Origin of the sequence: Deinococcus metallilatus, assembly GCF_004758605.1 — a bacterium.
Taxonomy (GTDB): domain Bacteria; phylum Deinococcota; class Deinococci; order Deinococcales; family Deinococcaceae; genus Deinococcus; species Deinococcus metallilatus.
The window spans coordinates 373,541-392,278 of record NZ_CP038511.1 but is presented as its reverse complement, the minus strand read 5'-3'; the positions used below and the strand labels follow the sequence as shown (position 1 = coordinate 392,278).

19 protein-coding genes and 1 pseudogene are annotated in these 18,738 nt (G+C 68.8%); 9 read left to right on the top strand and 11 right to left on the bottom strand.

The window, feature by feature from the left end:
- Positions 1-75: 75 nt before the first annotated feature.
- Positions 76-306 (bottom strand): annotated as a pseudogene (locus E5F05_RS22090) (LysE family translocator); the annotation flags it as partial.
- A gap of 356 nt (positions 307-662) precedes the next feature.
- On the opposite strand from E5F05_RS22090, the gene E5F05_RS05760 reads away from it, so the two are divergent.
- Positions 663-1,166: a YbaK/EbsC family protein gene (locus E5F05_RS05760; protein WP_103128082.1), complete on the top strand. Its 504-nt coding sequence runs from the start codon at positions 663-665 to the stop codon at positions 1,164-1,166.
- A gap of 183 nt (positions 1,167-1,349) precedes the next feature.
- Positions 1,350-2,444 (top strand): YibE/F family protein, encoded by a 1,095-nt coding sequence (locus tag E5F05_RS05755; RefSeq protein ID WP_241687045.1) that lies wholly within the window; start codon positions 1,350-1,352, stop codon positions 2,442-2,444.
- 337 nt (positions 2,445-2,781) lie between these two features.
- On the opposite strand, the gene E5F05_RS05750 is transcribed toward E5F05_RS05755, so the two are convergent.
- Positions 2,782-3,579 (bottom strand): IS5 family transposase, encoded by a 798-nt coding sequence (locus E5F05_RS05750; protein ID WP_129117508.1) that lies wholly within the window; start codon positions 3,577-3,579, stop codon positions 2,782-2,784.
- A 289-nt stretch (positions 3,580-3,868) separates the two neighbouring features.
- Here E5F05_RS05750 and E5F05_RS05745 point away from each other — a divergent pair, with 289 nt between their 5' ends.
- Positions 3,869-4,696 (top strand): hypothetical protein, encoded by an 828-nt coding sequence (locus E5F05_RS05745; protein WP_129117507.1) that lies wholly within the window; start codon positions 3,869-3,871, stop codon positions 4,694-4,696.
- 133 nt (positions 4,697-4,829) lie between these two features.
- Complete coding sequence (locus E5F05_RS21260; RefSeq protein ID WP_164973326.1) at positions 4,830-5,003, top strand: hypothetical protein; 174 nt, start codon at positions 4,830-4,832, stop codon at positions 5,001-5,003.
- Between the two features lie 248 nt (positions 5,004-5,251).
- Here the strand turns inward: E5F05_RS21260 and E5F05_RS05740 are convergent, their stop codons facing one another.
- The 9 genes from E5F05_RS05740 to E5F05_RS05695 all read right to left on the bottom strand — a co-directional run bounded on the left by E5F05_RS05740 (position 5,252) and on the right by E5F05_RS05695 (position 13,929).
- Complete coding sequence (locus tag E5F05_RS05740) at positions 5,252-5,506, bottom strand: hypothetical protein (RefSeq protein WP_129117506.1); 255 nt, start codon at positions 5,504-5,506, stop codon at positions 5,252-5,254.
- A 283-nt stretch (positions 5,507-5,789) separates the two neighbouring features.
- Positions 5,790-6,374 (bottom strand): TetR/AcrR family transcriptional regulator, encoded by a 585-nt coding sequence (locus E5F05_RS05730; protein WP_103128079.1) that lies wholly within the window; start codon positions 6,372-6,374, stop codon positions 5,790-5,792.
- 13 nt (positions 6,375-6,387) lie between these two features.
- Positions 6,388-6,831 carry a hypothetical protein gene (locus E5F05_RS05725; RefSeq protein WP_103128078.1) on the bottom strand — a complete coding sequence of 148 codons (444 nt, stop codon included), beginning with the start codon at positions 6,829-6,831 and terminating at the stop codon, positions 6,388-6,390.
- A gap of 16 nt (positions 6,832-6,847) precedes the next feature.
- Positions 6,848-8,917 (bottom strand): hydantoinase/oxoprolinase family protein, encoded by a 2,070-nt coding sequence (locus E5F05_RS05720; RefSeq protein ID WP_241687044.1) that lies wholly within the window; start codon positions 8,915-8,917, stop codon positions 6,848-6,850.
- Entirely contained in the window at positions 8,914-10,113 is a 1,200-nt protein-coding gene (locus tag E5F05_RS05715) for an FTR1 family iron permease (RefSeq protein WP_129117504.1), read from the bottom strand. The genes E5F05_RS05720 and E5F05_RS05715 overlap by 4 nt, the downstream gene beginning before the upstream one ends.
- A gap of 3 nt (positions 10,114-10,116) precedes the next feature.
- Positions 10,117-11,109, bottom strand: a complete 993-nt coding sequence (locus E5F05_RS05710; protein ID WP_103128075.1) for a hypothetical protein — start codon at positions 11,107-11,109, stop codon at positions 10,117-10,119.
- 530 nt (positions 11,110-11,639) lie between these two features.
- Complete coding sequence (locus tag E5F05_RS05705; protein WP_103128074.1) at positions 11,640-12,050, bottom strand: hypothetical protein; 411 nt, start codon at positions 12,048-12,050, stop codon at positions 11,640-11,642.
- Between the two features lies 1 nt (position 12,051).
- Positions 12,052-12,906, bottom strand: coding sequence for a site-specific integrase (locus tag E5F05_RS05700; RefSeq protein WP_103128073.1), 855 nt, complete (start codon positions 12,904-12,906; stop codon positions 12,052-12,054).
- 177 nt (positions 12,907-13,083) lie between these two features.
- The gene (locus tag E5F05_RS05695) at positions 13,084-13,929 is read right to left on the bottom strand and encodes a hypothetical protein (RefSeq protein WP_129117503.1); all 846 of its coding nucleotides are present in this window, start codon (positions 13,927-13,929) and stop codon (positions 13,084-13,086) included.
- A 427-nt stretch (positions 13,930-14,356) separates the two neighbouring features.
- Here E5F05_RS05695 and E5F05_RS05690 point away from each other — a divergent pair, with 427 nt between their 5' ends.
- The 5 genes from E5F05_RS05690 to E5F05_RS05670 all read left to right on the top strand — a co-directional run bounded on the left by E5F05_RS05690 (position 14,357) and on the right by E5F05_RS05670 (position 18,709).
- The gene (locus E5F05_RS05690; RefSeq protein ID WP_129117502.1) at positions 14,357-14,890 is read left to right on the top strand and encodes a hypothetical protein; all 534 of its coding nucleotides are present in this window, start codon (positions 14,357-14,359) and stop codon (positions 14,888-14,890) included.
- 12 nt (positions 14,891-14,902) lie between these two features.
- Complete coding sequence (locus E5F05_RS05685) at positions 14,903-16,558, top strand: UvrD-helicase domain-containing protein (protein ID WP_129117501.1); 1,656 nt, start codon at positions 14,903-14,905, stop codon at positions 16,556-16,558.
- Positions 16,559-16,858: 300 nt separating this feature from the next.
- Positions 16,859-17,938: a hypothetical protein gene (locus tag E5F05_RS05680; RefSeq protein WP_129117500.1), complete on the top strand. Its 1,080-nt coding sequence runs from the start codon at positions 16,859-16,861 to the stop codon at positions 17,936-17,938.
- A 56-nt stretch (positions 17,939-17,994) separates the two neighbouring features.
- On the top strand, positions 17,995-18,438 hold the full coding sequence (locus E5F05_RS05675) for a hypothetical protein (protein WP_103128068.1): 444 nt from the start codon (positions 17,995-17,997) through the stop codon (positions 18,436-18,438).
- Between the two features lie 49 nt (positions 18,439-18,487).
- Positions 18,488-18,709, top strand: coding sequence for a PRTRC system protein C (locus E5F05_RS05670; RefSeq protein ID WP_103128067.1), 222 nt, complete (start codon positions 18,488-18,490; stop codon positions 18,707-18,709).
- The last annotated feature ends 29 nt before the right edge of the window (positions 18,710-18,738 follow it).

Here is an 18,738-nt window from a genome sequence, read left to right as displayed (position 1 = left end):
GCCGTCGCTCTGCCTCGCGTATGGTCACTCACGGCCCTTCCTGGGCTCAGCCCAGCAAGGAAAACTGTAGGCGGCTTAGCGTTCATTTCCGCGCCCTGCTGGCGTGACCCTATGCACGAATGGCGGCAAAAACGCCATGAAGAACGGCGCCGCCTTCGAATTGAGCACGTCCGTCACCACCGCCTGCCACAACGCCCTCGCCCCACTCACCGGTACCGCCCGGTCGGGGAGGAGGGGTGTGGCCCGGTCTCGCAACGCCCGGACGCCCAGGTACATTCGGTAGGCGACCCCCGCGAACTTCACGACCTCGAAGGCGGGGGCGACTGCCCAGGGCGGTCACCACACTGGTGCGGCGCCCACCCATGAGCGACCGGGCAGCACCAGCATTGAGTCGGGTCGGGGGTGAGCGCGATGACGACGGCGGCCACCAGGAAGCCGGACAGCGTATGGGCGTCGAACATACCCCAGCGCAGCCGCGTGAAGGACGCCGTGCATCCGCCCAACACGCCAGGCCCACTTGAGGAGGGGGCTGGTCGTGGCGAGTGGACCTGTGACCCGGACCTCGTGCTGACCGGCGGGGGCATCACATACCATCACCACTATGTGCGCCGGTCCCAGGTGTTGCGTGCCGTTCACCGTTGCCCCTGCTCGTGGAGGGCACCGTGGCTGACCTGGCGCCCAGCGCCCGGAAGGTTCAGGACGCCTGGCGCGCGCTCGGTGTTCCCGCCGAGGTCGTGGAGTTGCCCGGCTACACACGCACCGCCGCGGAGGCGGCCGCCACCCTGGGGTGTGACGTGGAGGAGATCGCCAAGTCGCTCGTGTTCCGCATGGGGGGTGGCGAGGCGGTGCTGGTGATGCTCAGCGGTCGTGACCGCGTGGACGAGACCCGCCTGGCCGAGTGCCTGGGCGAGGCTGTGGGGAAGGCGGACGCGGCGTTCGTGCGGGAATGCACGGGCTTTGCGGTCGGCGGGGTGCCGCCGGTGGGTCACGTCCGCTCGCTGGTCACGCTGCTGGATGACGCCTTGCTGGAGTTGGACGCGGTGTGGGCGGCGGCCGGCACCCCTCACGCCGTCGCCCGGGTGCTGACCCGTGACTTGCGCCGCTTGCCCAACGCGCGTATCGCTACCCTACGTGAGAGGCGTGAGGGCACGAGTGTTGCCGCATGATCGCGCCCGCCTGGCAACGCCAAGTCCCTGACGTATCAGGATTCTGGACTCTGGTCCTGACCCGCTCTGGGGCCACCGGCCGCATCCCGGCGTCCCGGGGACTCGTCGCGCCCGACGCCTTCGTGCAGGCCCAGTCGTACCCATGAGATCTGTACAGCCATACAGGTATGATGCGGTTCGCCCATGCCTGTCCTCCCCCTTGGTGTTCCGTGGCCGGCACGCCTCCTCCTGCCGCTCCTTGCCGCGCTGCCCCTGCTGCTGGGGGGATGCGTCCGCCTCCCCGAGTCGCCCGCCCCCCTGGGCACGTACCTGCGCGGCACCTACGAGCAGCGGTACAGCGAGGATGAGGTGCTGGTGACCCTGGAAGACGGCGAGATCGTGAACGCGCTCTCCTACGCGGACGGCCCCACCTACACCCGGGGTGAGCCGGTGGTCATCTACAAAACGGGCAAAGACTACGTCCTGAATGACCCGGTTCGCACCCCGTACCTGGGCTGGCTGCTCGGCGCCGTGATGGTCATCGCCGTCGCGGTGGCGCGCGGTAAGGGCTTCCGGGCCATCCTGGGCAGCACCCTCACCCTGCTGGCCCTGTGGGTGTTCATCCTGCCCGCGCTGCTGTCCGGGCACAGCAGTGCCCCCCTGACCATTCCGGCCCTGGGCGCCGTGCTGGCCGTCTGCGTCTACCTGGTCCACGGGTGGAACTGGAAAAGTCACGCCGCCCTGACCGCCCTGTGGACCGCGACCACCGCTGGGTACTTCCTCACCCTCCTCGTCGCGCACCTGACGCACCTCAGCGGCACCGCGGACCGGGCGGCCGTGGTCGCCCAGGGATCCTACGGCATCAACGCGCTGAGCCTGTATGTCGTCGGGGTCGTCCTCTCGGCGCTCGGTGCCATGAACGATGTCACCGTCACCCAGGCCTCTGTGGTGGAGACGGTCGCCCAGACCCAGCCGGGCCTGCCCATCCGCCGCTTGTATGCCCTGGGCATGCAGGTGGGCGGGGACCACGTGGGCAGCATGGTCACCGTCCTGGTGCTGGGGTACGCGGCGGGGGCGCTGCCCCTGATGCTCCTGCTCCGGGCCAACGGGACGACCCCGATGTGGGTGACCCTGAACGGCGAGGCCTTGTTCTCCGAACTGGCCGGACTGCTGATCGCCCTGATCACCATGCTCCTCGCCGTGCCGCTCAGCACCGGGCTGGCGGCGTGGTGGATGGGGACGCGGCAGCGAGGCCGGGTCGAAGCTCCCCTGCACCGCGCGGACCAGCACACCGGGTGAACGGTGTGGCGCCGCCCCGTGGGGAAGCGGGCGGTCACCTGCTGGCCCGCCGCGCGGCGCCCGCCTCGGGAAGCCCCAAGCTTGAGCGAGGTCACGCTGGTCGCGTGGCGCCTGCCTCCGCGGGCCGCGTCACCCCGGCGCCGGGACCGGGGTCAGGGCCTCCCGGGCATGGCCAGCGCCCTGACGAACCCGCCCCATCCGCCCCCGTCGCCGGGCCGTTCCCCCGCCCGCCGGACACCATGGACCCGGGCAGGCACCAGGGCGAGCAGGGTTGCCCTGGGGCTAGGCGTGCTGGTCGGGTTCCGGATGGGTACCGCGCTAGAGGCTGGGCAGAACCTTATCCAAGAAAGGGCTTGATTTTCGCCAGCATCAGAACACAGGCCGCGACGAAGTGAAAGCCGATGAGGGTGGAGGACAAGCGTTCTAAATCCCGTCCCAGGCGACGGAAGCGCGACAACCAGGCCAAGGACCGCTCCACAACCCAGCGTCTGGGGAGCAGGACGAAGCCGCGTGAAGCGTCCGGACGCTTCACGACGATCAGCTCGATATTGCTTTTCCTGGCCGCCTCAAGTGTCTCTTCGCCGGTGTAGCCCTGATCGACGAAGGCGACTTCGAGCATTCCGCCGGTAAGTTGCTGGGCTTCCCGGCAGAGTTCTTCCACCTGAGCCCGGTCCTGTTCGTTGGCGGGCGAGGTCATCAGGGCGATGAAATGCCCGAGGGTATCAACGACCAGGTGGACTTTGGTGCCTTTGCGCCGCTTGGCCCCGTCGTAGCCTGCACGATGACCGCTTTCGGGGGTGCTTTGGAGCGTTCGGCTGTCCACGATGATCGCGGAGGGGAACCCTCCGCGTTGCTGCTGAATCCGGCTGAACAACCGCAGGTCATGGACGGCGTTCTCGAAGCAGTGAGCAGCAAACCACCGCTGCGCCTGAGATCGCACGATCTCAGGCGGGGGGAAGTCGTTCGGCAAATAGTCCCACTGCGCGCCCGTTCGACTGATCCACAGCAACGCGTTCAACACGTCTCGCAAGGGGTACTTCCGCTGTGGCGCGTCTTCAGGGCTCAACGCCAGGTAGGGCAGCAGGAAATGGTACGTCTCGTCGTCCACGTCACTCGGATAGCCTTGCCGGATCATTCCTCATTCTGCTGGCCCCAGAGTCCGCGCCTTCAACTTGGTTTGCCTTCTATCCAGCCTCTAGACCTCTGCCCTTGCCCCTGTCGTGGCGTGAGCGACACCTGCGCGCCCGCCGTGAGTTCCTGGCCAAACAGCAGGAGGGGACTCAGGACAAGGCGTTCCGGGACGAGCGGGAGAGAGTCCTGTTTGTCCTCCTGTACGGAATCGACGCGCGTGAACTACCGGCGCCGCCTGTACCACCTGGCCCTGGGCCTTCGGGAGCCCTCCAGCACGCCAGTAAACTGACGGGATGAGCCAGATCCGGCGCCCCCGCTACCCCGAGGCTGACAACGACGATCAACCGCTGCACGGGGTTCTGAAGCGCGCGGATACAGAGTACGTACACTCGCACGCGCTCGTCAGTCACGAACCGCACGTGGGGCAACTGCCAGCCACGCTGGACGTCGACTGGGAGTTCCTGGGCACGGTGAGCAGCCTCGTGAACCCGCCCGCCAACGCGTGGCGCGACCTGGACGGGCACCTGGACCGGCATTACAGTCAGCACGAGCGGTTCTACACCGCCGTGTACGAGGCGGTCGTGAACAACCTGAACGTCGTGCACGATGAACTTCAGGCGTTCGAGCCGGACCCCGAGGAGGAGTTCCGCCGGTTCAAGGGGTACCTCGCGCGGTTGCGCGCGCGGTTCGCCGAGGACCCCGTAATCGCGTACGAGGAGTTCCCGCACACGCTGCTGGTGTACTACGAGTTGTTGCGGCTCCTGAACCTGTACGTCAGCGATCCCGTCGTGACCGACGAGCTGGCCCGGTTCGCGTTCCTGCTGACGTATCCCACGGACCCCCGGTACCGCGATCAGTACAACCTGAACGTGCGGTACCACCGTCCTGTGAACGTGGGGGGTACCTACGCGCGAGAGTTTCACCTGCTGTGCGGATACACGCTGGGCAAGAGTGAGCACTACTGGGATGGCTGCCGCTGGCGGGAGGCCGTGTGGTTGACGGGGCCAGCCATCACGACGGTGCACGCGGGGCTGGATCACGCGCCGAACAGCGCGCTGCGACCGGGCCTGGTGTGCGAGCTGAACATCATGGACCCGCCGGAGTTACCTGATGAGGCGTGAGGAAATTCCTTACGCTGTCAGGGGGTTCCACCGCATGGGTCGTGACCCCTGGGCACAACTGTGGTACAGTTCATGCACTGCATGTTATGGGAAGCCGTAACGTGCATTTGAGATGGTGAGAGGAGCGGAGACGATGCGTCAGCCTGTTGAGACGACGATGGACCGCCGCGAGGAGCTGCGCGCCGAGAGTCACGCCAGCATTCGCGAGGCGCAACAGTTGATGACAGGGATCCGCGCGCGTCACCAGGATGCGCGACCGGCGGAGAAGAAGCCCGTCAGTGACGCGTTCCGCGCGCGCTTCAAGTAGGTGAATTCCAGTGACGCCCCCTCGCGGGGCGTCATTGTCATTCCGGCGAAGAGGATTCGTCCATCTCGTCGTAGGCCCATCAAGCCCGCTCGGGCGGAACAAGCGTGTCCCTGTTCCACCCGAATTCTTGTCAGCCGCCAGCGGGTGAACGGCCCGGCAGGACCGGGCCGCCCGCCGCAGCCTTGGTGGCTCCACCCCCATGTCCGGCGTCAGGGTGTGCCGATGGCCTGAAGGTCGCGCAGCGCGGCCTAGGCCCGCGTGGCGTTCGCCTCCACGGCCTGCGGGCTGCCGTTCGTGTCGAGGGTCCGGGCGAGGTCGGCCAGGGCCGCTTGCGCCTCGCGGACCCCGCCCGGGTTGAGTTGACGCAGCAGCGTCGCCTCGTCCAGTTCCGCCTGCGCCTGCCGGGCGGCCGTCCGGGCCGCGCCCAGGCTGCCGGCGTTGCCCTGCTGAGCGCGGGCGTACTCCAGCGGCACGACCTCCAGCGCGCCGGAGACTTGGCGCACATGGGCCACGCTGGGAGCGACCAGGCTCGCCAGGGTCGGCTGGGGCGCGCGAGGAAGCCCAGCACGCCCTCCCACGCCCCCTTCCCCACGCCGACCGTGATTGCCGTCGGCGTTGCCAGCGCCAGTGCATCCGGGCACGCGATCACGATGGCTGACACCGCTGCCGTCAACGCGAACACCACACCTTCACCGCCCAGGGATCTTCGTCACGTCGGGTGCTCCGATTCACGCTTCACCGCGCCTCGCCGACTCACCTGGAGTGGCTCACCGACCCGTGAGCCGTTCACGCCCCATCGGCCTTCTCCCCGTAAACAGGGTCGCCGAGCAACTGCCCGGCGATCGCCCGTGCCCGGGAGAAGGCCTCGCGGTCCCGCCCCACCCCGGCCAGCAGGGCGGCCCCCTCCAGAACGAGGTGCAGTTCGGCCGCGAGCCGGTCAGGCTCCGGCCGTCCCGCCCGACGGGCCAGGACCGCGAGGTACTCCCGCACGCGCCGCTGGTGGTCCTCCAGCACTTGCCCCGCCGGGTGGTCGGGATCAGCCTGTTCCAGAACGAGGCGGGTCAGCACGCACCCCCGGAAGCCAGGGCGCGCCCACCCGCCCGCGAGCGCGTCGACCACGACCAGCAGTTGCCGGGCGGGGTGAGGCTCCAGACGCGCGACGTTGTCCTGAAACCCGTGCAGCCAGGCCTGGGACTCCCAGCGCATCACCGCGAGGAGGAGGTCGTCCTTGCTGCGGTAGTGCCGGTAGAGGGTGGCCTTGGTGCTTCCGGCCTCCCGCACGATGTCGTCGATGGAGACCCGATGAATGCTGCGGCCGGAGAACAGGGTGTGGGCGGCGTGCAGCAGGCGCTCTTGGGCAGGGGAAGTCATGGGGTCTGCGCCCTCACTGGTCTGGCGTGCCGATCGCCTGGAGTTCCCGCAACGCCGCCTGAGCGCGCGTCACGTCCTCCTGCACGGCGTCGGTGCCGCGGCGGGCGTCGAGGGCACCGGTGAGGGCCACCAACGCCGCCCGCGCCTCACGGAACCCACCCGGGTTCAGTTGGCGCAGCAGCGTCGCCTCGTCCAGTTCCGCCTGCGCCTGCCGGGCGGCCGTCCGGGCCGCGCCCAGGCTGCTGGTGTTGCCCTGCTGGGCGCGGGCGTACTCCAGCGGGACGATCTCCAACGCGCCGGAGGCCTGGCGCACATGGGCCACGCTGGGAGCGACCAGGCTCGTCAGGGTCGGCCGGGGCGCGGTGGCCCGCCCCGCGAGGAAGCCCAGCGCGAGGCCGAGCAGGGCCGCGACGGTCACGAGCAGGGGGGACAGGTTGCGTTGACGGCGGTACAGCATGATTCTCCTTGTGGGCTCACTGCTCGACGATGAGCGCGACCTGGCCCTCCAGGCGCAGGTTCTCGCCCAACTGGCGCAGTAGCAGCGCCGGGTCGTGCAGGTGCGCGTAGTCGCGCAGCCGGGAGGCGGTCAGGGCGGCGACGTGCGGGGCGACGGCCCGTCCCGCCAGCAGGGTCCGCAACCGGTCCAGCGCCTCGTGCGGGGGGCCGGTGAGGACCTGCGCGTCCTCGAAGCGCAGCAGCCGCACCCCGCGCCCGTCGAGGACGAGGGCCGCGTGCTGCTCGGCCCGGCGCAGCAGGCCGCGCCGCACGCGGGAGGCGACGAACAGGGTGTGGTGGGTCCCGCCGAACACCAGCCGGGCCTGGTCCCCCAGCACCTGCCGGGCCTGCTGCTGCACCTCGTCCGCGTCGAGCGGGCGGGTGCGCGCGCTCAGCGGGTGGGCGCCGGTCGCCACCGCCCGCAGCCGCCCTTCGCGGGCGCTGTACTCCGTCTCGACGCGCAGCGAGGCGGGGTCCGCCCCCAGCCGCACCGCCTCGTCGCCCACCTCGCGCTCGAGCAGGTCCGCGACCGTGGGGTCCTGCCGGGTGACGCTGCGCTCCCGCTCCACCCGGATGACGGCGAGCGCCGCCCCGATGGACGAGATCACGTCGCTGTGCGGGATGGGCACGAACGGCACCCTCAGCCGCCGGGCGACGACCGGGCCGAGCACGCTCGCCGCGCCGCCCCCGCCGTACAGCGGTGTGCCGCGCAGCCCGTACTCGCGCACCAGGCCCTGCACGGTCCGGGTGAGCTTCTCCGCGCTGGCCTCCAGCACCGCCTGCGCCGCCGCTTCCATGCTCGCCCCCAGGTGTTGCCCGAGCACACCCAGGGCGAGCCGGGCACTTTCCGGGTGCGCGTGCGCGTACCCCCCCTCGGGAATCGCGCCCAGCGCGTTCGCGGCGCAGGTCGGGGTGATGGCAAACCGCTGACCGTCCGGCGTGCGCAGGACCGCGTAATCGGCAGGGTCACCGGCGCTGGGGGCGATCAGCTCCAGCCCCGCGCCAGTCAGGGCGTCCGGTGCAGCAAAGCTGGAGTACGCGAGGCCCGCGATGTGCGCGCTTCTCGGGCCGACATCCTCGATGCGCCGCCCGCGCAGCCGTACCAGGCTGCCGCCCGCCACGCCCGCGATGCGGATGTCCGCGGCGCGCAGGCCGGTGGGCACGTCCATCACGGTCATGTACTTCAGGGCGGGTTGGCCGTCCTTGATCACGCCGATGTTCGTGCTGGTGCCGCCCACCTCGAAGAACACGCCGTCCATCACCCCGTGCGCGAGGATCGCCCCGCCGAGGCTGGCGGCCGGGCCGCTCACGACCGTGTGTAGCGGCGTCTCCTCGAAGGCGCGCAGGTCGGCCGCGCCGCCGTCCCCGCGGACGATCAGCAGCGGCGTGTCCGGCAGGAGTTCACCCACCGCGTCCCGCACGTGCCTGGCGGTGCGGAGCATGGTGGGCAGGATGCTCGCGTTCACCGCGGCGGACAGGGTGCGCATCTCCAGCCCGTACGCCCCGGAGAGGTCGCTCCCCAGGCTGACCGGGAAGCCCCCCTCCCGCGCGAGGTCCCCCACCCGCCGCTCGAAGTGCGCGTCGTCCACCCCGAACGCCTGCGACACGGCCACGGCGCCCACCCCCTCCGCGCGCCAGCGGTCCAGCACCGCCCGCACCCGGGCGTCGAAGTCCGGCCCGTCGGTGGCGACGAAGGCGTGCCGCGCCCGCAGGCCCGCCGGGGGCCGGGTGACCGACTGCACCCGCCGCTCGTCGCGGGCCTCCCCGAGCGCGAGGATGCCGACGAGCGCCGTGTCCCCCTCCAGCAGGGCGTTCGTGGCCTGGGTCGTGGAGTGGGCGACGAGGGCCGGGGCCGCGCCCGGCGGAAGATCACGCAGCAGGGCGCGCAGGGCGTCCAGCACCCCGGCCGCCACCCCCAGCGCGTGCCAGTGGGTGGTGGGCACGTGGGACACGGCCAGGAGGTGCCCGTCACGGCCGAGGGCGACACCCTTGGTGAAGGTGCCGCCCACGTCGATGCCGATCCGGACCGGCAGGGGGTGATCCGTCACACCGATGCCCCGCGCCGGGAGTGGCGCTGCCCACGCGCGCGGAACAGGACGAAGCCCACCACGTACACCAGGACCATCAGCCCCTGCGCCGCGAGCGTCTCGACGGTGGGGTGCAGGCCGGTGAGGGCCGCGACGTTGGGGTCGAGCGTCGGCACCCGCCCGTACAGGTTGGTGACGGGCAGCCAGCCCGCCTCCTGGAAGGCGCGCACGCCGTTGCCCACGAACGCGACCGCGAAGAGGGCGGTGACGGTGACCAGGGCCGGGAAGAGGCGCTGCGTGGGCACCCGGCGCCCCAGGCGGAAGATGACGGCGAACACGGCCACCAGCGCCAGCGCCGCGAGCGCGATCCCCAGGTACATGTACCCCAGGACCGGCCCGCTGGCGACCGCGAGCGCCTGGTAGAACAACACCGTCTCGAACCCCTCACGGTAGATGGTCGTGAAGGTCACGAGCGCGACGGCCCCCAGGCTGCCGCTCTGCACGGCCTGGGAAACCCGGGCCCGCATGAACTCGGCGCTACGCTTGCGGTCGCCCTGCTGGAGCATCCAGAACGACAGATAGAAGAGGATGACGACGGCGATGACGCTGGTGATCGCGCTGATCAGCTCGCGCGAGATGGGCGCGATGGAGAGCAGGTAGGTGGCGGCAAACCACGTGACGGCGGTGGCGACGAGGGCCGCCCCCGCCCCCCACCACACGCCGCCGCGCAGGCGGTCGTGGCGGGTGCTGGCGAGGTACGCGAGGATCGCCGCCATCAGCAGCGCGGCCTCCAGCCCCTCGCGGAAGAGGATGGTGAAGCCCCCGGTCGCGGCGAGCGTGGGCGCCAGGACGCCCGTGCCGTTCACGATGCTCTCGGCCTTCCGCAGGCTGTCGTCGATATCCCCCGCGACGGCGCGCAGCTCGCTCAGGCTCGCGCCGCTCTTCATGCCGTTGCGCAGATCCGCGAAGCGGTACTCCATCTCCAGGATGAGGTCGGGGTTCAGGACACGCAGCGGCGGCTCGGCGTACTCGAAGTGGTCGAGGTACGCCGCGCGGGCCGTCCGGAAGGCGTCCTCGCGCTGGCCCGCCGCATACTCGCGCAGGCTCCGCGCCACGAGGTCGTGCGCGGTGCGGAGTTCCGCGGTCACGTCCACCTGGCCCGGCGCGGCGAACGCGACGCCCAGCAGGGCCAGCAGCAGGATCAGGAACCGTCTCATGAGTTACTCCCCCAGCAGGGCACGGGCCTTGTTCAGGTCCGCGAGGGCGGCGTCCACGGCCGCGCTGAACTTTTGCGGACTGGGCTTGCTCTTCAGCAGGGCGCGCAGGTCCTCGCGCAGGGTCTTTTCGAGCTTGGTCTCCAGCGCTTGGTCCTTCTTCGCCAGCGGGCTTTCCAGGTACTCGAAGTTCTCCAGGTACGCGTTGATGAGGGCTTCCTCGGCGTCGTCACCCATCCCGCCCGCGTAGCGGCTCTTGGCCGCCGCGAGCAGCCGGTCGATGTTGGTGAAGTAGGTGGCGTTCCCGCTCGCCGCGGCCCGCCGCACCCCGCTGACCTCAGCGAGTTCCTCCTTCGCCTGGTCGACGGCCTGCTCCAGGGCCTTCACGTCGCCCTTCCGGGCAATGACGGCCGCGGCGGCCTTGAGCGCGGCGGCGGTCTCCTCGCGCTGGTGCTGGGGGAAGCGCGCCGCATTCCGGTCGAACCAACCCCGCGCCCGAGCCACGTAGAACATCGCGTCCTGGTATTCCGCAAGGTTCGTGACCTTGCCACCCTGGACGCCCTCCTCGTACTCGTGCTCGGCGTTCTCCAGGATTCCGGCGATGACCTGCGCCGCGAACTTCGGATCGGTCCGGGTGGAACCCAGGGTGGCGAGCGCCGCGTCGACGTCGGCGTAGAAGGTGTTCATGACCCGCTGGTACTCGGCGGAGGGCTTCTTCGCTGCGAGGGTCTGGTTGATGCGGGCGTAGTCCGCCAGGAACTTCTGCTGCAAGCCGGGGGTCAGGTCACCGCGGATCGCCGCGTACAGCTCGTTGGCCGGGTGCTTGGCGTGCTTGGTCGCCATCGCCAGGTCACCGTTGCGGTAGTTCAGCAGGCTGGCGTCGTAGTGGCCCCGCATCTGCTCCAGGGTCACGGCGAACTTGACGGGGTCTTTCGGAGCGGCAAGAGCTGCGCTCGTGAGGGCGAGGCCCAGGAGCGCGAGGGAGGCGCGGCGAATCATGGCCCGCACTCTATGAAACAGTCTTCCTTAAAGTCAACCAATCCAGTCGGATTTTCAGGGTATAACCGAAGCGGTCTGGGATTTCCGAGGTGGCGGCCCGCAGGAAGGTCGAGGCCCTGAGGAGTGCCGTTCGCCTCGCCTGTCGAGGTGGTGGCTGGTGCAGCTCCACCTCCAAGCGCTGGTTCAATGAACGGGGACGTCGAGAGCCGCCCTCGTCACCCCTGAGCGTTTGTGTTCGCGCCACTGCTGGTGTGACCCTTGGGGAGCGGTAGGCCGGAGAAGGGACCTAGCGTGGCGCTCGTGCAGAGCAACAAATTAATAGAAGTAAAGAGATTTCTCCCCCGCCCCACTCAAGCCCCCGTCAGGGCAAACCAGACACAGAGCCAGACAAAAGGGAAGTCGACCTACGCCTCTGCCCACGCGACCAGGGGAGGGGAGAACGCAGACCCGATCAACCGCGCGAGCTTGAGCAAGAGTGGAAGCGGGGGCAGGAAGGGGAGAGGTCGCTTCCTCCTTTGGGGTGCTCATGTTCAGTTCGTGAGGGTGCCTTCCCGCTCGGCAAGGACGCGCAGGGCGTGGGCGACGGCGGCCAGGAGGGTCCCGGTGGTGGCGCCCCCGTCCAGGCCGAGGTAAGCCGCCGCGTGCAGAGCGTGGTAAGCGACCTGCACGGGTTCGTCACGCTGCGCGGAAAGGTTGACGTACCAGTGGTGCCCAGCGGCCTGGACGTCCGTGTCCGGAAACCCGGCGAGCACAGCCAGCATCCCAGCGTGGCGCTCGGCCTGTACTGCAAAGGCGAGGATCATCTCCCGCGTGGGCCGGTCGCGTCCAAGGACGGGAGCGAATTCCAGGGTGGCAACGATCTGGAGGGTGAGCGCGATGCAAGTCTCGAAGGTTTGCTGGTTATGGGCATGCGGGGGAGGGGAAAGGGGTAAGACGGTCATGCTACACCTGGGCCTTTTCAGCCACCTGCTGCGCGTATTTCAGGGCGCGCTGGTGGGCCTGAGGATGACTGTAGCCTGTTCCTTCCCGTGTCGGCGGGTGGTCGCGCAGAGCCGCCTTGCGCAACTCGCTGGGGCTGATGCTGGCGAGGTTGGCGGCCTTGCAGAGGCGCCACATCTTCAGGCGGATGTCATCCGGGCTGGTGTAGGAGAAGACCCGCTCGGCCTGCTCCGGGGCATGCAGGGGACCCCCAGCTTGTTTGAGCAGTGGCTGGAGGGCCTGCATCGCTTCCGGAGAGAGGGAGGACACCGTTCGGGCCCGCAGCAACTCGCCGCGGCTGAAGTCCAGGGCACTCCAGCGCAAGGCGAGGAGTTCCTTGAGCTGGAAGGCGTGCCGGTACATCAGGGTGAGGGCGGCGAAAAGTTCGCGGTCCTGCTCACGGGCCTCGGCGAGGAGCCGCTGGATGTCAGAGGGTGTGGGGAGTGGGGCGTCCTTGTGCTCGGCGCTGGGGGCGGGGTAGCCGCGGGCGGGGTTCTCGGTCAGGACGCCCTCATCGATGAGGCGGTCGTAGAGGGCGATGAGGGTGCTCAGACGGGTGATGACGGTGTTGGGACGGACTGGACCGGCGCGACGGCGGGCCTGGAGGAGGGGAGTGCGCAGCCAGGTGTGGAAGTGTGCAGGGGGATGTAACAAGTCGATGCCGTCGTGTCGGGCGTGCTCGAAGATGGGGAGGAGGTTGCTGCGGGCCTGGTCGCGGGGGCGTTGGAGGGCGTCACCGATCAACCCCAAGATGGGTTCGAGGTCGTGGCGGCGGAAGGCCTGGGTGAGCTTGAGGGCGCGCTCGTCGTCGGGGTGCATGCTCCAACCTCCTGATTCTTTACTGTACTGTAAATGAGACAGGGAGAGACAGTACTCCGCACTCGTATGAATGTGCCTTACCTGAGCTCTAGGGCGCAAGCAGACACAGCCTGGACAACAACTCCTTGAGGCCTTGTCGGCCTCAAGGAGTTGTTGAATGGTGCACCAGGAGGGTTTTCAGCCCAAATTCGCCATGTCCACCGCCACGCGCCCACTCCTGACCACGATCAGGGCGTAAGGCTTTTGACGGCTCCCCGACCAGCCACGGTGGCCCGGCAGACTTGTCCATTGTTCCACCGCCTGCTCGGGCGCCGTCGGGAAGACGGCGTGGACGCTCGCGCACAGGCTCAGCATGTAGCTGTCATACTCCGCGAGGACAGCCTCGGTCATGATCGGCAGAGCAATTCGTTCACAGGTGAAATCGACCCGCGCCCGGTAAAAGATATTGGGACGAAGGGGTCTCAGGCTGAATTTCAGCCCTCCGTCATGCAAACGGTGTTCGTCTGGTAAACCTGCCTGGTAGAGGCCAGCATGGTCTATCATGCCGAACCTTCCACCATAACGGCTGCTCAACTCGCATGTCAGGACACGCTGTAACGCGGTACTGACCCACATACGGGGGTCAGCCACAACAGTGTTCATCCCGGCATCAAGTACCTGAGTAAGGACCGGTTCACCACCCAGCAATTCACATAACGCGTAATCGTGCTCGATAAGCATCTGCCTGGCGAATCTGCCAACGTCATCAGATGCTGCCGCAGGTAAATTATGTTTGTCGAGCAGCTCATCCAGAGCGTGCTGCGCGCGCTCCATATAGGTCCGGCCGTACCGCCTGAGGGGTAAGCAGGGCTCGTCACCCCTCAAGACTTCCGAACGGGCCTGACGGTGGTCCTGGTAACCAAGCAGAATAGCGGCCGCGTTGAGTGCGGTCACGCGCTTCACTTTCAGATCCGCCTGGATGGCCTGTCGACCATAGCGCTGTATAGCTCCCGCCAGGGCGCCCGTCATCTCGAGCATCAGCATGTCGATCTCTCCTTACACATGAAGTGAGCGTGGTGCGCCGGTATTCGTTCCACGCCCTGTGTGGCGAGACGACAGAACTCTCCTGATGCCGCTGGTGTTTGCCCCCTGTTTGGCCCCGGCGCGGGCGGTGGATGGTGGTTCCACCGGGAGGGTAGCACAGGCTTGGGCCGGGACTCGTTTTGCTACCTGCTCACTGGGTGACCGTTACATGGGTGGATGCAGAGCCAATGCTTCAGTTCATTTACAGTGTTGTAAAAACGCCTGACCTAGACCGCCGCCCTCCAGCCCTGTCCTCCGTCGCCACACTGCTCGCCCAGGAGGCCACGCCTCTCCACGTCATCAAGGCCGCCATGCCTTCCCGTGAGTTCAACCCACCGGCCCACGCCGCAGTGGACCCTCCCCGGGACGACCCGGGGCTCTCCCGGCCATGCCACCACCTGTTCCACTCGCCGTGCTGTACCAGGGCACCCCCTGGCAGGCCGTCACCCTCGTCGAACGTCCCCGCGACCCGGCCGACGCCTGGCAGCGCCTCTCCTCAAACCACGGAGAGCAGATCGTGCTCGCTGCCCAGCCACGACCGCCCGGCGAAGGCGACCACCTCACCCTCCACGGCCAAGTTCTGCGCTACCGGCAGGGCCTCCTCCAGCAGGTCGGTGCTCCTGGTTTGCTCGGGCTCACCCTGCACACCGAAGTTGCGGTCCGCGCCCCACCCGCTGCCTGGCCACAGGTCCAGGAGGCGCTCCGGACCTACCCCGGCGCCCAGGCGTTTCCCCACGGTGGGCAGGTGTTGCTGGTGCGCTGCTTCTCGCTGACCCTCGGCCCCGACCTGCACCTGGTCCTGACGGCCCTGCGCACCCGCCAGGAACGCCAGCTCGCCCGCCTGCTGGGCGGCCTGCAACTGCTGGACGTCCAGGGCGACCCAGGTCAGATCGAAAGCCAGCTCGACCTTGCGTCCCCCTGAGGGAGGTGGGCCGTGAACCAGACCCTCTTCGACCACCTCGAAACGGTCCGCCGTGGCGCCAAGACCACCGTCCGGCAGAAGCGCACCCCCAGCACCTACCAGCGGACCATCCTCGAAGACGTCGCCCAGGGTGTCCGCGCCGTCACCGTGGAGGCCGGGCCGGGCAGCGGCAAGACCGCCCTGCTGGAGATGATCGCCGCCCTGATCCTGGAACTGGGGTTGCTCCCGGCAGGGGAGAAGGCCGCCTTCCTCGCCTTCAACAAGGACATCGTGGGGACCCTCAAGAAGGTCATCCCACCCGAGTTCGACGTGCGCACCGTCAGCAGCCTGGGGCACCTGATCTGTACCCAGAACCTCAGCGGCCTGAAGTTCGAGCCGCGCAAGTACGACGACCTCATTCGCGAGATCGTCTGCGAAGCCCGGGTCGCCTCGCCCGCCGCCCGGCGAGAGCTCACCGAGCGGCTGGGCGCCTGCGTCGAACTGCATGTCGGGCACGCCCTGGGGTTGGAGCCCCAGCTGCAGGATTGGGCCGAGGCGATGGACGCCGTGGACGCCCCGATCCTCGGCGCGGAGACGGCGCTGCACACCCTGACCCTGAAGGTGCTGCGGCGAGGCCTGAAGCTGTTGCAGGACGGGCAGGTCTTGAGCTTTCTCGACCAGGTGCTCGCGCCAGGAGTGTTCGGCTGGCGCCTGAGCACGCCGTACCGCTTCCTGCTGGTCGACGAGCTTCAGGACCTCTCCCGTGCACAACTGGCCCTCCTGCAGGCGGCCACCGACGAGCACACCCGGGTGGTCGGCGTCGGGGACCCGTCGCAGAGCATCTACGGCTTCAACGGCGCCGATCAGGACAGCATGCGCCACTTCACCGAACTGTTCGGGGCCATGCGGCGGCCGCTGTCGATCACCTACCGCTGCCCCTGGCGGCACGTTGCACTCGCCCAACCCTTCGGCCAAGCCCTCGAAGCCGCCCCGGGCGCACCGGGGGGCACCCTCGATGATCTCAGCGGCGAGGAGTTCCTTGCGCTGGCGAGGCCCGGCGACCTGGTGCTCTGTCGCACGAACGCGCCGCTCGCCGACTGGTGTTACCGGCTGGTGGCCGCGGGCATCCCCGCCATCGTCCGGGGACGAGACCTCGCCCGCAGCCTGGTCGCCTTCGCCCGTGACGCGGCCACCTTCGACGGCGTGGAGCCCCAGCGCGACCAGGTTCAGGACCGCCTCCCGCTCACCGACATCACGGGGCGGCTCAATGGGTATGCCACCTTCCTCGCCGAGCAACTCACCCGGGAGGCCGAGCGCGAGGGCCGTGATCCGGGGTTGCGCCTGGCCGGACTGGCCGACCGGCTCTCGGCGATCACGCGGGTGCTCGATGCCGGGGGCGCCCAGACGCTGGGGCAACTCGTCGCCGACATCCGACTGCTGTTTCAAGGCGACCCGGAGCGCAGCGTCGTCCTGAGCACGGTCCACCGTGCCAAGGGACAGGAGGCCGAACGCGTGTTCATCCTGGAGCCCGCTCTGCTGCCTCACCCCAAGGCCAGGACGCCGCAGGCGCTCCAGGCCGAGCGGTGTCTCCAGTTCGTCGCCTTCACCCGCAGCAGGCGGGACCTGTTCTTCGTGGACGCCGAGCACAGCCCCATCCCGGCGGGAGTGCGGGCACGGGAGGGCGGGTGAGACCTGCGGGCAGGGAACACCCTCCTGGCCTGCCTCCGCTCGGCGCTCGTCAGGCTCCCGGCCGATCCGACTCGGCCTCGGCAGGAAGCAGAGTCGCCAGGAACGGAGGTCCCGCGCCACCACTTCCTGGGCTGGGACGGTCCTCTGCGCCGCGTGGACTACACCCGTACCTGCGTGATCCTGGCCGGAATCACTGCCGGAGCGCTCCCGGTGACGTCCCCGCCAGCCACCTGAGCACCTCCCGGATCGGCCTAACCCTCACCGCTGACGCGGTGGGGCGGGCGGCGGAGGTTTCCAACCATGACCCAGGGCAACACCGCTCCGCTGCTCCCCTTCGACGAACCCCGGCGCACCCTGCAAGACGTCCACGATGACCTCAAGCGGGAAATGGCCCGCCTCCACGGGCAGCACCCCGACCTGTACGAGGAAGCGGTCGGGCTCTTTAAGCAGAACCAGGACGCCAAAGAACACGTCCCGGCGGCCGAGCGGCTCCTCGCCGACGTGCAGGCCCTCTCCCACCCAGTCAACCTGCCCTTCGTCCCCGTCGCCAGTGCCGAGCAAGGGGCCGTGGACGAGGCGCTTGACCATCAGGAGATGACGCCTGAACCGGTCACCACCGACGACACGCTGGGCCTGGAGGACGGGGAGGAAAGCGAGGAGGGTGAAACTGAACTGGGCGAGACTGCCGAGGACGTGGACCCGGCAGCAGACGACGCTGGCGCAGAGGGACTGGACCCTGCTTCCAACGTCCCGGAGACCAGCCTACCCGTGACCTGGCCGGAAGGGACGCTGGGCGCCGGGCTGATCAGCCAGCTCGCGAGCACCCTCGGGGCAGGGGAGACCCTCAGCCTGATCCTTGCCCGTGTGGGGGATGCACTCCTCGTGACCGTCCAGCCCACCCCGATCAAGGACGAGCCGCACAGCACGGCAGTACCCTTGCAAGTCAAGGGAGCCCCGAGCGCACTCGACACCCAGCTTGGCGTGAAGCTCGAGGAGTACCGGCAGGGCCGCAGCGTCGCCCGGGAGACGGCGCACTACGCCGCGACTGTCCGGGCGGCTGCGGAGGCGCACCGCCAGGCGACCCAGAATACAGCCAAACTGAGGGCCGCCTCAAGTAAGCCCGCCACGCCAGCCAGCCAGGGAGGGCACCTCACCGTCGAGGTCTCACCCAGGGACACCACGCTCGTCCTCACCGACGGGGGAGGGAAGCCCCATCCCTTCCAGGCCGGGAAGAAGACGGCCCTGCCTGCCGGGGAGTACGCCCTCAGCCTCGACGCCCAGGGCTACGAGGCCCAGACCCAGAAGCTGAGCGTGAAGCCCGGCAAGGAAACCAAGACGGCCTTCGTCCTCAAAAAGGCCAGCGCTCCGGGCTTGTTCTGAACCGCTCCTCCACCCCCAGTCCACGGCCTGGGGGCCTGCCCTGCCAGGAGCCCTGAATGAACGCACCTGCCGCTGACCGCCTCACCACCTCCCTCCTACAACTCCGTCCCGCCTTCCGCCATCGCCTGAACGAGGACGGGCAGATCCTGGGTACCCTGCCCGCCGACCAGACCCTTCCGCTCTCTGATGTTGTCGGGATGGATGAGACCCACCGGGGCCTGCTCGTCACCACCCTCCACGGCCGCTTCCTGTTCACCAAGCAAACGCTTCACACCAACAGCGCACCGACGAGCGATCCCGCAGCGACGGCCGCCGACACCCACGAGGCCCTCGCGGTGCTGCTGATTCAGCACGGTGCCCCTCAGCAGAGCGCAATTCCCCTCGCCCACGAGGTTCTAGGCAGCGTCACCCGCCTGACCCACGCCTGCAACCACGCCGGTATCCGGGACCGTGCCGCGCTGGCCCTTGACCTCCTCGCGTTCTTCCAACCACGCCCTTGACCCTCCCCGGCTCCCGCCGGGGTGGGCTCCTCGAAAGGAAGGTTGCCCCATGACCCAGAGCAATGAAGTGACCGTGACCGAAGTCCAGCGCAAGATTGTCTACGAGGGTCGCGACCTCGCCGACGTCAACCCTGCGGCCAGCGTCGAGGACGTCGTGAAGATCCACGCCCTCACCACCCCCGAACTCGCCACGGCGGTCGTCGAAGGCCCCGAACTTCAGGAGGGGCGGCGTGTCTACACCGTCAAGAAGCGCCTCGGCACCAAAGGCTAAGACATGGTCCCCCGAGCAGGTGGCGGGCT

Excerpts from the sequence above, each read along its gene's own strand:
- E5F05_RS05725 (WP_103128078.1), bottom strand. The coding sequence starts at position 6,831 with ATGCTGTACCGCCGTCAACGCAACCTGTCCCCCCTGCTCGTGACCGTC.
- E5F05_RS05700 (WP_103128073.1), bottom strand. The coding sequence starts at position 12,906 with ATGCACCCCGACGACGAGCGCGCCCTCAAGCTCACCCAGGCCTTCCGC.
- E5F05_RS05675 (WP_103128068.1), top strand. The coding sequence starts at position 17,995 with ATGAACGCACCTGCCGCTGACCGCCTCACCACCTCCCTCCTACAACTC.
- E5F05_RS21260 (WP_164973326.1), top strand. The coding sequence starts at position 4,830 with ATGCGTCAGCCTGTTGAGACGACGATGGACCGCCGCGAGGAGCTGCGC.
- E5F05_RS05715 (WP_129117504.1), bottom strand. The coding sequence starts at position 10,113 with ATGAGACGGTTCCTGATCCTGCTGCTGGCCCTGCTGGGCGTCGCGTTC.
- E5F05_RS05730 (WP_103128079.1), bottom strand. The coding sequence starts at position 6,374 with ATGACTTCCCCTGCCCAAGAGCGCCTGCTGCACGCCGCCCACACCCTG.
- E5F05_RS05710 (WP_103128075.1), bottom strand. The coding sequence starts at position 11,109 with ATGATTCGCCGCGCCTCCCTCGCGCTCCTGGGCCTCGCCCTCACGAGC.
- E5F05_RS05705 (WP_103128074.1), bottom strand. The coding sequence starts at position 12,050 with ATGACCGTCTTACCCCTTTCCCCTCCCCCGCATGCCCATAACCAGCAA.
- E5F05_RS05690 (WP_129117502.1), top strand. The coding sequence starts at position 14,357 with ATGCCACCACCTGTTCCACTCGCCGTGCTGTACCAGGGCACCCCCTGG.
- E5F05_RS05670 (WP_103128067.1), top strand. The coding sequence starts at position 18,488 with ATGACCCAGAGCAATGAAGTGACCGTGACCGAAGTCCAGCGCAAGATT.
- E5F05_RS05695 (WP_129117503.1), bottom strand. The coding sequence starts at position 13,929 with ATGCTGATGCTCGAGATGACGGGCGCCCTGGCGGGAGCTATACAGCGC.
- E5F05_RS05745 (WP_129117507.1), top strand. The coding sequence starts at position 3,869 with ATGAGCCAGATCCGGCGCCCCCGCTACCCCGAGGCTGACAACGACGAT.
- E5F05_RS05755 (WP_241687045.1), top strand. The coding sequence starts at position 1,350 with ATGCCTGTCCTCCCCCTTGGTGTTCCGTGGCCGGCACGCCTCCTCCTG.
- E5F05_RS05680 (WP_129117500.1), top strand. The coding sequence starts at position 16,859 with ATGACCCAGGGCAACACCGCTCCGCTGCTCCCCTTCGACGAACCCCGG.
- E5F05_RS05750 (WP_129117508.1), bottom strand. The coding sequence starts at position 3,579 with ATGATCCGGCAAGGCTATCCGAGTGACGTGGACGACGAGACGTACCAT.